This is a genomic window from Parablautia muri, from assembly GCF_009917485.1.
GTDB lineage: Bacteria > Bacillota > Clostridia > Lachnospirales > Lachnospiraceae > Suilimivivens > Suilimivivens muri.
Genome location: NZ_QZDT01000080.1, coordinates 1 through 10,543 on the forward strand (window position 1 = coordinate 1; position 10,543 = coordinate 10,543).

Annotated in this window: 16 protein-coding genes; all 16 read left to right on the top strand. The window is 55.9% G+C overall.

All coding sequences use genetic code 11. The features are described from left to right. Positions 1 to 10: 10 nt before the first annotated feature. The 16 genes from D5281_RS27075 to D5281_RS22855 all read left to right on the top strand — a co-directional run bounded on the left by D5281_RS27075 (position 11) and on the right by D5281_RS22855 (position 10,410). On the top strand, positions 11 to 163 hold the full coding sequence (locus tag D5281_RS27075; protein WP_160562231.1) for a DUF4314 domain-containing protein: 153 nt from the start codon (positions 11 to 13) through the stop codon (positions 161 to 163). Positions 164 to 291: 128 nt separating this feature from the next. Further along, positions 292 to 1,239, top strand: coding sequence for an amidoligase family protein (locus D5281_RS22785; RefSeq protein ID WP_160562221.1), 948 nt, complete (start codon positions 292 to 294; stop codon positions 1,237 to 1,239). Positions 1,240 to 1,355: 116 nt separating this feature from the next. Continuing rightward, positions 1,356 to 2,039, top strand: a complete 684-nt coding sequence (locus tag D5281_RS27345; protein WP_160562222.1) for a gamma-glutamylcyclotransferase family protein — start codon at positions 1,356 to 1,358, stop codon at positions 2,037 to 2,039. Beyond that, the gene (locus D5281_RS22795) at positions 2,036 to 2,245 is read left to right on the top strand and encodes a hypothetical protein (protein WP_004059437.1); all 210 of its coding nucleotides are present in this window, start codon (positions 2,036 to 2,038) and stop codon (positions 2,243 to 2,245) included. Before D5281_RS27345 ends, D5281_RS22795 begins: the two co-directional genes overlap by 4 nt. Beyond that, on the top strand, positions 2,242 to 2,652 hold the full coding sequence (locus D5281_RS22800; RefSeq protein WP_277935560.1) for a hypothetical protein: 411 nt from the start codon (positions 2,242 to 2,244) through the stop codon (positions 2,650 to 2,652). Before D5281_RS22795 ends, D5281_RS22800 begins: the two co-directional genes overlap by 4 nt. A 138-nt stretch (positions 2,653 to 2,790) precedes the next feature. Continuing rightward, on the top strand, positions 2,791 to 2,979 hold the full coding sequence (locus D5281_RS22805; protein ID WP_160562223.1) for a hypothetical protein: 189 nt from the start codon (positions 2,791 to 2,793) through the stop codon (positions 2,977 to 2,979). A 118-nt stretch (positions 2,980 to 3,097) separates the two neighbouring features. After that, positions 3,098 to 4,705: a terminase TerL endonuclease subunit gene (locus tag D5281_RS22810; RefSeq protein WP_160562233.1), complete on the top strand. Its 1,608-nt coding sequence runs from the start codon at positions 3,098 to 3,100 to the stop codon at positions 4,703 to 4,705. A gap of 95 nt (positions 4,706 to 4,800) precedes the next feature. After that, a complete protein-coding gene (locus D5281_RS22815) occupies positions 4,801 to 5,097 on the top strand; it encodes a hypothetical protein (protein WP_160562224.1) in 297 nt (98 codons plus the stop codon). 75 nt (positions 5,098 to 5,172) lie between these two features. Further along, the gene (locus D5281_RS22820; protein WP_160562225.1) at positions 5,173 to 6,528 is read left to right on the top strand and encodes a phage portal protein; all 1,356 of its coding nucleotides are present in this window, start codon (positions 5,173 to 5,175) and stop codon (positions 6,526 to 6,528) included. Next, complete coding sequence (locus D5281_RS22825) at positions 6,419 to 7,246, top strand: head maturation protease, ClpP-related (protein ID WP_160562226.1); 828 nt, start codon at positions 6,419 to 6,421, stop codon at positions 7,244 to 7,246. Before D5281_RS22820 ends, D5281_RS22825 begins: the two co-directional genes overlap by 110 nt. Positions 7,247 to 7,262: 16 nt before the next feature. Then, a complete protein-coding gene (locus D5281_RS22830) occupies positions 7,263 to 8,483 on the top strand; it encodes a phage major capsid protein (RefSeq protein ID WP_160562227.1) in 1,221 nt (406 codons plus the stop codon). Positions 8,484 to 8,498: 15 nt separating this feature from the next. Then, positions 8,499 to 8,774 carry a head-tail connector protein gene (locus D5281_RS22835; protein ID WP_160562228.1) on the top strand — a complete coding sequence of 92 codons (276 nt, stop codon included), beginning with the start codon at positions 8,499 to 8,501 and terminating at the stop codon, positions 8,772 to 8,774. Further along, positions 8,774 to 9,115, top strand: coding sequence for a phage head closure protein (locus D5281_RS22840; protein WP_160562229.1), 342 nt, complete (start codon positions 8,774 to 8,776; stop codon positions 9,113 to 9,115). The genes D5281_RS22835 and D5281_RS22840 overlap by 1 nt, the downstream gene beginning before the upstream one ends. Further along, entirely contained in the window at positions 9,079 to 9,501 is a 423-nt protein-coding gene (locus D5281_RS22845; RefSeq protein WP_277935561.1) for an HK97 gp10 family phage protein, read from the top strand. Before D5281_RS22840 ends, D5281_RS22845 begins: the two co-directional genes overlap by 37 nt. After that, a complete protein-coding gene (locus tag D5281_RS22850) occupies positions 9,498 to 9,815 on the top strand; it encodes a hypothetical protein (protein ID WP_160562230.1) in 318 nt (105 codons plus the stop codon). The genes D5281_RS22845 and D5281_RS22850 overlap by 4 nt, the downstream gene beginning before the upstream one ends. Continuing rightward, positions 9,799 to 10,410 carry a major tail protein gene (locus D5281_RS22855; protein ID WP_277935562.1) on the top strand — a complete coding sequence of 204 codons (612 nt, stop codon included), beginning with the start codon at positions 9,799 to 9,801 and terminating at the stop codon, positions 10,408 to 10,410. The genes D5281_RS22850 and D5281_RS22855 overlap by 17 nt, the downstream gene beginning before the upstream one ends. Positions 10,411 to 10,543 lie beyond the last annotated feature (133 nt).

Here is a 10,543-nt window from a genome sequence, read left to right on the forward strand (position 1 = left end):
TGACAGGAAAATGAGCAGATTTGTGACAGCGGATAAGATTGAATCTGTGACAGCTCATGAAGTTATTAACATGGATGACACGGCGAGCATCATGGTCCGCTGGGACAACGGCAGCCGCCTCCATGTGGTCTACGGCGAGGATGCCTGCCGTAAACTGCCATAAAATACACAAATCCCGGTCAAAATCATTGTGTAATATATGCTCCGAATTGACTTGCTATTATCCCCTTTTAGAGCGAATATGTGTACTACCGAAAGGGAAAACACACAAAGAAAACGGAGGAAAACAGCATGAACGCAAAGTTAGCAAGACAGGTTGAGGAAATGAAAAAGCAGACCATCGGGGTTGAGGTGGAGATGAACAGCATCGCAAGGAGCAGGGCGGCGAAGGTCGCAGCGGACTTCTTCGGAACAGGGCGCTACGAGGATACGGCAAGACGGAACGGCTACTACACCTGGAGCGCATGGGACGCGCAGGGCAGGGAATGGAAATTCCAGAGGGACGTGAGCATCGCAGGACCGGACAGCGAAAAGTGTGAACTGGTGACGCCGATCCTTACCTACGCGGACATGGAAACCCTGCAGGAGCTCATCCGGCAGCTCAGACACGCCGGAGCGAAGAGCGACGCGGGAAGGGGCTGCGGGGTACACATCCACATCGGTGCGAAAGGCCACACGCCGCAGAGCCTGAGAAACCTCGCCAACATCATGGCAGGCCACGAGAGCCTCATTGCGGACGCCTTAAACCTTGACCGGTGGAGGATGAACCGCTACTGCCGCACGGTAGACCCACGGTTTTTGGAGCAGGTCAACAGGAAGAAGCCCTCCACGATGGCGGCCCTTGCGGACATCTGGTACACGAGCCACGGCGCAAGCTACGGCAGGGACCAGCACTACAACGACAGCCGCTACCATATGCTGAACTACCACGCAACTTTCACCAAAGGCACGGTCGAGTTCCGGCTCTTCCAGTTCGACGAACCGGGCGACGGGCGCAGGGGCGGCCTCCACGCAGGGCAGTTAAAAAGCTACATCCAGCTCTGCCTCGCACTCAGCCAGATGGCGAAGGAAGTGAAGACCGCAAGCCCGAAGCCGCAGCAGAACGAAAACCCGAAATACGCCATGCGGACCTGGCTCCTCCGGCTCGGATTCATCGGGGACGAATTCAAGACCGCAAGGGACATCCTCACAAAGAGGCTTGCAGGGGACGCATCCTTCCGCAACGGAAGGGCCGCTTGAAGGGAACGCGGGAGGTAGCCTCCTGCCACCTTGCCTGCCACGGAAAGGGCAGGGGACCGCTACGGCGGTCTTAAGGTGGTAGAAGGGTGCCCCCTTCGGAAAGGATGGATTTCAAAATGGAAAAAAGATACTACATTGCTTACGGCTCAAACTTAAACATCCGGCAGATGCGGATGCGTTGCCCTGGGGCGAGGATCATCGGCACTTCGGTGGTAGAAGGGTACCGGCTGCTGTTCAAGGGGAGCAAGACCGGCTCCTACCTCACCATCGAGCCGCAGGAGGGCGCAAGCGTACCCGTGGCGGCATGGGCGGTGACGGAGGAGGATGAGGCGGCCCTGGACCGCTACGAGGGTTTCCCGTCCTTTTACTACAAAAAGGAGATGGAACTGCCCCTAAAGGGAATCAAAACCGGAAAGGTCCGCAGGCGGAAGGTTTTCGTCTACATCATGCATGAGGACCGCCCGCTTGGGCTGCCGAGTGAATTCTACATGGAGACCTGCCTGCAGGGGTACCGGAGCTTCGGGTTCGATGAGGCATTCCTGGAACAGGCGTATGCCGACAGCAGCGGGGAGGCACAGGAATTTCCGGGCGGGTGGAAGACCGGGGATGCCTGCTTCATGGTGACCAACCGGAAGAACGGCTGCACGGGCAATTACACCGTGCTGGGGTTCGATGGAAAATATTTCTGGCTCCAGAACAGCAGGGGCAGCCGTTACCGCGCATCCGCAGGGAGGATGTTCCGCAGCAGGGAGGAGGCGCTTGGCATCCGGGAGCCTGCAGCAAAGGAGGGATTGGAATGAAAGAAACAGATAATATTGCGAGGATTTCGGTCTGCCCAAGGTGCGGGCAGACCTACCACGGGAGGCCGGCGGTTTCGCGGGCGGACGGCAGAACGCCGCTCTGCCCGGACTGCGGCACCAGGGAGGCGTTGGAGAGCATCGGGGTGGACGGGAAGGAGCAGGAACAGATTCTGGAAGCCATCCACAGGTGCTACGGCAGGGGATGAAAATTACAAAGAAGGAGCGTACAGCTATGGAAAAAAGGACAGAGGTCATCCAGGAGTGGATTGACGCAAGAAGGGAACGGGGCGAGGCTGCAACAAAGTGTATGTTTTACATCACCGTCTCGAAAGACACCGACCTTTACAAGGATGAAACCATCAAGAAAATCGAGGGCATCCTTGATAAGAACCATGTCAGCCACGGCCATGTGGATACGGTCTGCGGCGCATGGAACCTGAACCGGGACTGGATTGAGACCAGCGAGATCGACTGCATTGTGGAATTCTGCGGGGTGTACCCGGTCAATTGGGACATGGACGATGTGGCGGAGCTTGAACGGATGGAAACCGAAGGGGAGATCATCGTGCTGGTTGTCTGGATAGAGGATGGGAAGCACATCCCCAACCATTGAAAATTACACAATTCCCGCTATGGATGTTTGTGCAGTTTTTGCTCCGAATTAACTTGATAAAATGTGGTTTTAGAGCGAATATGTGTACTACCGAAAGGGAAAACAAAGCCGCAGGCTTGGAAAACGGAGGAAAACAGAATGCTGAACAGGAAATTTGAAGGGGCCACACTTTTTGAGATCGACTACACACCGAAGGGGACAAAAACCATGAAGACCGTTTCGGTCTGGGCAAAAAACCGGCTGGATGCATCAAACTACATGATACTGAACCACATCTGGGGGAAGCAGCATGAGATCAGGGTTGCGACGGTGAACTTACTGAAATAAAGATTTTGAAACTGGAAATTCCAAGGTACGGAGCCGGAAGGCTCTGTATCTTGTACTGATAGATTGGGGCTTGCCGATGGCAGGCCATTTTTCATGCCATCTTCTGGAGGTGATGCTGATGGCGATGCGGAAGCTGAAAAAATACAGGCCAACGAAGTTCAGGGCGAAGGACAGCCGTTACGATAAGGATGCCGCCGATTTTGCCGTGATGTTCATTGAAAGCCTGTGCCACACCAAAGGCACATGGGCGGGGAAGCCCTTTGAACTGATTGACTGGCAGGAGCAGATCATCCGGGATATTTTCGGAACATTAAAGCCCAACGGGTACCGCCAGTTCAACACGGCATATGTGGAGATACCAAAGAAGCAGGGGAAGTCGGAGCTGGCGGCGGCCGTGGCGCTGCTCCTGACCTGCGGGGATGGGGAGGAGCGGGCAGAGGTGTACGGGTGTGCAGCCGACCGGCAGCAGGCCACCATCGTTTTTGATGTGGCGGCGGACATGGTGCGGATGTGTCCGGCATTATCCAAACGGGTGAAGATACTCGCCTCGCAGAAACGGATCATATACACGCCTACCAATTCCTTCTACCAGGTGCTTTCGGCGGAGGCGTACTCCAAGCACGGCTTCAACATCCACGGCGTGGTGTTCGACGAGCTGCACACGCAACCGAACAGGAAATTATTTGATGTTATGACCAAGGGCTCCGGGGACGCCAGGATGCAGCCGCTGTATTTCCTCATCACCACGGCGGGGACGGACACCCATTCCATCTGCTACGAGACGCACCAGAAGGCAAAGGATATTTTAGAGGGCAGGAAGATTGACCCGACCTTTTACCCGGTAATCTACGGCGCAGATGAGGCGGACGACTGGACGGATCCGAAGGTGTGGAAGAAAGCGAACCCCTCGCTGAACATTACGGTGGGGATTGACAAGGTGGAGGCTGCCTGTGAGTCGGCAAAGCAGAATCCGGGAGAAGAGAATAGTTTCCGGCAACTCCGCTTAAACCAGTGGGTGAAACAGGCGGTGCGGTGGATGCCCATGGATAAATGGGATGCCTGTGCCTTCCCGGTTTCGGAGGACGACCTGGAGGGGCGCGTGTGCTACGGCGGGCTGGACTTGTCCTCCACCACGGATATCACGGCGTTCGTGCTGGTGTTCCCACCGCTGGATGAAGAGGATAAATACTGCATCCTTCCGTACTTCTGGGTGCCGGAGGAAACGCTGGAGCTGCGTGTGCGGCGTGACCATGTCCCCTATGATGTGTGGGAGCGGCAGGGGAAGCTGATGACCACGGAGGGGAACGTGGTGCATTACGGATTTATTGAGAAATACATCGAGCGGCTTGGGGAGTGGTTCAACATCCGGGAGATCGCCTTTGACCGGTGGGGCGCGGTGCAGATGGTGCAGAACCTGGAGGGCATGGGCTTCACGGTGGTCCCGTTCGGCCAGGGCTTCAAGGATATGTCCCCGCCGACCAAGGAACTGATGAAGCTGGTGCTGGAGCAGATGGTTGCCCACGGCGGGCATCCGGTCCTCAGGTGGATGATGGACAATATCTTCATCCGCACCGATCCGGCAGGCAACATCAAGGCGGACAAGGAAAAGTCCACGGAGAAGATCGACGGTGCTGTAGCCACGATCATGGGGCTTGACCGTGCCATCCGCTGCGGAAACGAAACCTCAGAGAGCGTCTATGATTCCCGCGGTTTGTTGGTATTTTAACATTTTACAGAGTTGTATGCGGAATCCTTGGTGGTTCCTTGTATGGCTATTATTCCCACATTCCTTTATGCTGTCTGGCGAAGGAGGTGGAATGGATGGATGAGAAGGATTTCCTTGAGCTTATCATTTCGGAACGGATGGGGATGCACTATGACAGGTTTAAAAAGGATTGCCCCCTTACGGCGGAGCAGGCTGCGGAAGCGGAGAAGGCTGACCAGGCACATGAACTGCTGTACGGACAGCTTACCCCGGAGAAGAGGGAACTGCTGGAGCTGTGCGAGGATGGCGAAAATTCGAGGGTTGTCATAAAGAATGAATTTTACTACCGTGCAGGCTTCAGGGATGGGATAAACCTGGATCGGCTGATAAAGGAAATTAAGGAAAAAGGGTAACAAGGCATCGGCAGATGGGCATCGCTTCGGCGGTGCCTTTCTGCTGTCCGTATTTTTGAAAGGAGAGTGGTTCCTATGGGATTGTTCAGTGGGTTGTTCAGGGCAAGGGACGCGCCCCAGAACCGTACGTCGGGCAGCGCCTACAGCTTTTTCATGGGCGGGAGTACAAGTGGGAAAAGGGTAAACGAGCGTTCCTCCATGCAGATGACGGCGGTGTACTCGTGCGTCCGTATTTTGTCCGAGGCGGTGGCGGGGCTCCCGCTGCATTTCTATAGGTATACGAATAACGGCGGGAAGGAAAAAGCGGTGGACCACCCGCTGTATTTCCTGCTGCATGACGAGCCGAACCCGGAGATGACTTCCTTCGTGTTCCGGGAAACGCTGATGACGCACCTGCTCCTTTGGGGGAATGCCTACTCACAGATCATCCGCAACGGCAAGGGGGAGGTCATCGCGCTGTACCCGCTGATGCCGGACAGGATGAATGTGGAGCGGGATTCCAAGGGGCAGCTTTATTACGAATATACGGTGAGCATGGATGACGCACCGACCGTGAAGGGCAGCACGGTCGTCCTGCCGCCCTCGGAGGTGCTGCACATCCCCGGCCTGGGCTTTGACGGGCTGGTGGGCTATTCCCCCATTGCCATGGCAAAGAATGCCATCGGCATGGCGATAGCCTGCGAGGAATACGGGGCGAAGTTCTTCGCCAACGGCGCACAGCCAAGTGGCGTGCTGGAGCATCCAGGGACTTTGAAAGACCCCACAAGGGTGAGGGAGAGCTGGCAGTCCACCTTCGGCGGCAGCCACAATGCCAACAAGGTGGCTGTTTTGGAGGAGGGGATGAAGTATACTCCGATTTCCATCTCGCCGGAACAGGCGCAGTTTTTGGAAACGAGGAAGTTCCAGATCAATGAAATAGCAAGGATTTTCCGTGTGCCTCCGCACATGGTGGGCGACCTGGAAAAGAGCAGCTTCTCCAATATCGAGCAGCAGAGCCTTGAGTTCGTGAAATACACCCTCGACCCGTGGGTGTCAAGGTGGGAGCAGTCCATGGCGAGATCTCTTTTGACACCGGAGGAAAAGAAACAGTATTTTGTGAAATTCAACGTGGACGGCCTGCTCCGGGGCGACTACCAGAGCCGCATGAACGGGTACGCCGTGGGGCGGCAGAACGGGTGGATGTCCGCAAACGACATCCGGGAGCTGGAGAACCTTGACCGCATCCCGGAGGAATTAGGAGGCGACTTATACCTTATCAATGGGAACATGATGCCGCTTTCAATGTCAGGGGCGGCATACCAGAAAGGGAAGGAGGAATCCGATGAAAACGAAGAAGTTCTGGAAGTGGAGGAACCAGGCGGAGGCGGGGACGGCTCCGGAGGAGAGGACTCTGTTTCTGAACGGCACCATCGCAGAGGAAAGCTGGTTTGACGATGACATCACGCCGCAGCTTTTTAAGGAGGAGCTGAACAGCGGCACGGGCGACATTACCGTGTGGATAAATTCGCCGGGCGGTGACTGCGTGGCAGCGGCACAGATTTACAATATGCTCTCCAACTACAAGGGCAAGGTGACTGTGAAAATTGACGGCATTGCTGCGTCGGCGGCATCTGTCATTGCCATGGCGGGTGATACGGTTCTTGTATCCCCGGTTTCCATGCTGATGATACACAATCCCGCCACCATCGCCTGGGGCGACCATGTCGAAATGCAGAAGGCCATTGATATGCTTTCCGAAGTGAAGGAGTCCATCATCAACGCCTATGTGTTAAAGACGGGGCTTTCCCGTCCGAAGCTGTCGCACCTGATGGATGCGGAAACGTGGATGGACGCAAACAAGGCAGTGGAGCTTGGCTTTGCGGATGAGATCATGGCGCGGGCAAAGGAGGAGCCGGAAAAGGAGCCGGAGGAAGGCAAGGGGGATACGGATGGGGAGGAAGAAGAAAAGAAATTCCCTCCCGCTCCAAGCTCCATGCTGTTCTCCCGCAGGGCGGTCACTAATGCCCTGCTGAATAAAATGGCCGCCAGGTATGGCGGGGAAAAACCGAAGGCAGATATCCAGGCGCAGGCAAAAATCCCTGCTGCGGATACAGAAACCGGCCGTTGCGTGGACGCACTCATGGAGCGGCTTAATTTATTAAAGCGATAAGAAGGAGGATTTCATTATGACGATTCTTGAACTGCGTGAGAAACGCGCGAAGGCATGGGAGGCGGCAAAGGCATTCCTGGATTCCCACAGGAAGGAGAACGGAGTCCTTTCCGCAGAGGATGATGCCGCATACACGAAGATGGAGCAGGAGATCACCGACCTTGGGAAAGAGATCGCAAGGCTGGAGCGGCAGGAGGCTCTGGATGCGGAGCTGAACCGCCCGGTAAACAAGCCCCTCACGGGGAAGCCGGGTGGCAGGGCGGATGCGGATGATGCAGAGGATAAGACCGGGCGCGCCTCCGACGATTACCGGAAGAACTTCTGGAACGCCATGCGCTCCAAGGTGCCGATGCCGAATGTGACCAATGCCCTACAGGTTGGCACGGACTCCGAGGGCGGCTACCTGGTGCCGGATGAATACGAGAGGACGCTTGTGGAGGCACTGGAGGAGGAGAACATCTTCCGCCAGATGGCGAAGGTCATCAAGACTTCCAGCGGCGACCGCAAGATCCCTGTGGTGGCATCCAAGGGTACGGCGTCCTGGATTGACGAGGAGGGCGCATTTCCTGAGAGCGACGACTCCTTCGGGCAGGTATCCATCGGCGCTTACAAGCTGGGCACCATGATCAAGGTTTCCGAGGAGCTGTTGAACGACAGCGTCTTTGACCTGCAGTCCTATATCTCCCGCGAGTTTGCCCGCCGCATCGGGGCGAAGGAAGAGGAGGCGTTCTTCACGGGGGACGGCAAGGGCAAGCCCCTGGGCGTGCTTGCGGCCACAGGCGGCGCGGAAACGGGCGTGACCGCTGCGTCTGCAACGGCAGTGACGGCAGATGAGTTGATGGATTTATATTACTCGCTGAAATCCCCGTACCGCAAGAAATCCGTGTGGGTGCTGAATGATTCCACCATCAAGGCCATCCGCAAGCTGAAGGACAATAACGGGCAGTATTTATGGCAGCCTTCTTTGGTGGCAGGAACGCCGGACACCATCCTTGGCAGGCCGGTGAAGACTTCTGCGTATATGCCGTCCATTGCCGCAGGCGCAAAGACCATCGCCTTCGGTGACTTTTCCTATTACTGGATTGCCGACCGGCAGGGGCGCAGCTTCAAGCGCCTGAACGAGCTGTTCGCAGCCACCGGGCAGGTGGGATTCCTCGCCTCGCAGCGTGTGGACGGGAAGATGATCCTCGCGGAAGCGGTGAAGGTGCTGGTGCAGAAAGCGGCATCCGCAGGCTGATGGAAGGGGGCGGGCATGGTGGTGACGCTGGAAGAAATGAAAAATTACCTCCGTGTGGATTATGACGAGGACGATGCCCTGATCGAAGATACCATCAGGGCATCAGAGCGCCTCTGCATGGATGTGGCGCGGATGGATGACGCGGGGGAGTTTGCGGCAGTGGAAAACGCAAAAATAGCCGTGCAGTATACGGCCGCCTATCTGTATGAACACCGGGAGGATGCCGACCACCATGCCCTCACGCTCACCCTGCGCTCGCTCCTTTCCGGCAGCCGGAAGGAGGCGTTCTGATGGAGGTTTCCCTTTTGAATGTCTGCATCACCTTCCAGAAGAATGCCGTGGTGGTGGACGGCATCGGCAACCATAAGAACACATGGGCGGATTACTATTCCTGCCATGCCACGGCAGGCGGCGAGGCAGGGAAGCAGACCGGCGAAGCAAATGTGGCTGCCACAGTAGTGGATGAATCGGATATTTCTTTCACGGTAAGGTACTGTAAAAAGGCATCCATGATCGATTCCACGGGCTACCGCGTGGTGTTTGGCGGCGGGATTTACGACATCCTCGCCGTTGACCACATGAACTATAAAAAGAAATGCATCAAATTCAAGTGCAGGAAAGCGGGGCGGTGAGGATGGCAGGAAAAAGTGTGGGCATTGACAGCTTTGCGACCGTGCTGGAGCAGTCGCTCTCGGATTATGGGATATCCACGGCGGCAAATGTGAAGGCCGCAGTCACGAAGGCGGGGGAAGCTGTAAAAGACCAGATACAGTCCACGGCGCCGAGGGATACGGGGCGGTATGCAAAAAGCTGGTCCGCGGACACCGTGAAGGAGACGGCGTCCTCCAAGGCGGTGGTGGTGCATTCAAAGAAGCAGTACCGGCTGACGCACCTGCTGGAGTTCGGCCATGCAAAGCGGGGCGGCGGCAGGACGAAGGCACAGCCCCATATCGCGCCGGCGGAGAAAGCCGGGTTTGAACTGCTCCTGTCCGAGGTGGAAAAGGGGGTGAAGGGATGACGCACGGGGAAGTCATGGCCATGGTGGCGGAGATAGGGCTGCCTTATGCCTACCACCATTTTGCGGAAGGGGAATCCCCGGAGCCGCCCTTCCTTGTATTTTTATATCCGGGGGCTGACAATTTTTCGGCTGACGGCATCGTGTATTTCAGGATAAACAGGCTCCACATAGAGCTTTACACGGATTTGAAGAATCCGGACCTGGAAGAGTCCATAGAGGCAGTCCTGCTCAAATATGGCATCTTTTACGGGAAATCGGAAACATGGATAGAATCGGAAAAACTGTATGAAGTTTTGTATGGAATGGAGGTATGACATGAAGGACAACAAAGTGAAATTCAATATCTGCAACTGCCATTACGCATTGCAGAAGGCGCAGGAGAACGGGGAGATGGCATTTGAAAGCCCCGTGGCAATGCCCGGGGCGGTATCCCTCTCCTTGGACCCCAACGGCGAGCCGGAATCGTTCTATGCGGACGGCATCGAGTATTACATCATAGCCAACAACATGGGCTATGACGGCGACCTGGAACTGGCGCTGATCCCGGAGAGCTTCCGCACGGACGTGCTTAAGGAGGAAGCGGACAGCAATGAGGTGCTGGTGGAGAACGCCCATTCCGAGACTGCGGCCTTTGCGCTGCTCTTTGAGTTTGACGGCGACATCCGCAAGATACGCCATGTGCTGTATAACTGTTCCGCGAGCCGCCCCAAGATTGAGGGCAAGACCAATGAGGAGAGCCGGGAGGTGCAGACGGAGACGCTGACCATCAAAGCAAGGCCGCTGGCGAACGGCTATGTGAAAGCCAAGACGGGCAATAAGACATCTGCGGAGACCTATGCAAACTGGTATAAATCCGTATATCTGCCGGAACCCAAAGCGGTGGATGCAGGGACAGAAGGACAGGGATAAGGAGGCTGGAAAGATATGAGCATAGTCAGAAAAATAGAAATAGTGTTGCCGCCCATTTATTCTGGCTTCAAATAAATCTGATTGATTGTCACAGAATTAACCGATATAATGACATCAGCATAGAGAAAGAGAA

Bases quoted from the DNA above. Each gene is read 5' to 3' on its own strand.
- D5281_RS27075 (WP_160562231.1), top strand. From the start codon at position 11: ATGAGCAGATTTGTGACAGCGGATAAGATTGAATCTGTGACAGCTCAT.
- D5281_RS22840 (WP_160562229.1), top strand. From the start codon at position 8,774: ATGGAGGTTTCCCTTTTGAATGTCTGCATCACCTTCCAGAAGAATGCC.
- D5281_RS22850 (WP_160562230.1), top strand. From the start codon at position 9,498: ATGACGCACGGGGAAGTCATGGCCATGGTGGCGGAGATAGGGCTGCCT.
- D5281_RS22785 (WP_160562221.1), top strand. From the start codon at position 292: ATGAACGCAAAGTTAGCAAGACAGGTTGAGGAAATGAAAAAGCAGACC.
- D5281_RS22795 (WP_004059437.1), top strand. From the start codon at position 2,036: ATGAAAGAAACAGATAATATTGCGAGGATTTCGGTCTGCCCAAGGTGC.
- D5281_RS22830 (WP_160562227.1), top strand. From the start codon at position 7,263: ATGACGATTCTTGAACTGCGTGAGAAACGCGCGAAGGCATGGGAGGCG.
- D5281_RS22855 (WP_277935562.1), top strand. From the start codon at position 9,799: ATGGAATGGAGGTATGACATGAAGGACAACAAAGTGAAATTCAATATC.
- D5281_RS22810 (WP_160562233.1), top strand. From the start codon at position 3,098: ATGGCGATGCGGAAGCTGAAAAAATACAGGCCAACGAAGTTCAGGGCG.
- D5281_RS22835 (WP_160562228.1), top strand. From the start codon at position 8,499: ATGGTGGTGACGCTGGAAGAAATGAAAAATTACCTCCGTGTGGATTAT.
- D5281_RS27345 (WP_160562222.1), top strand. From the start codon at position 1,356: ATGGAAAAAAGATACTACATTGCTTACGGCTCAAACTTAAACATCCGG.
- D5281_RS22815 (WP_160562224.1), top strand. From the start codon at position 4,801: ATGGATGAGAAGGATTTCCTTGAGCTTATCATTTCGGAACGGATGGGG.
- D5281_RS22845 (WP_277935561.1), top strand. From the start codon at position 9,079: ATGCATCAAATTCAAGTGCAGGAAAGCGGGGCGGTGAGGATGGCAGGA.
- D5281_RS22805 (WP_160562223.1), top strand. From the start codon at position 2,791: ATGCTGAACAGGAAATTTGAAGGGGCCACACTTTTTGAGATCGACTAC.
- D5281_RS22820 (WP_160562225.1), top strand. From the start codon at position 5,173: ATGGGATTGTTCAGTGGGTTGTTCAGGGCAAGGGACGCGCCCCAGAAC.
- D5281_RS22800 (WP_277935560.1), top strand. From the start codon at position 2,242: ATGAAAATTACAAAGAAGGAGCGTACAGCTATGGAAAAAAGGACAGAG.
- D5281_RS22825 (WP_160562226.1), top strand. From the start codon at position 6,419: ATGAAAACGAAGAAGTTCTGGAAGTGGAGGAACCAGGCGGAGGCGGGG.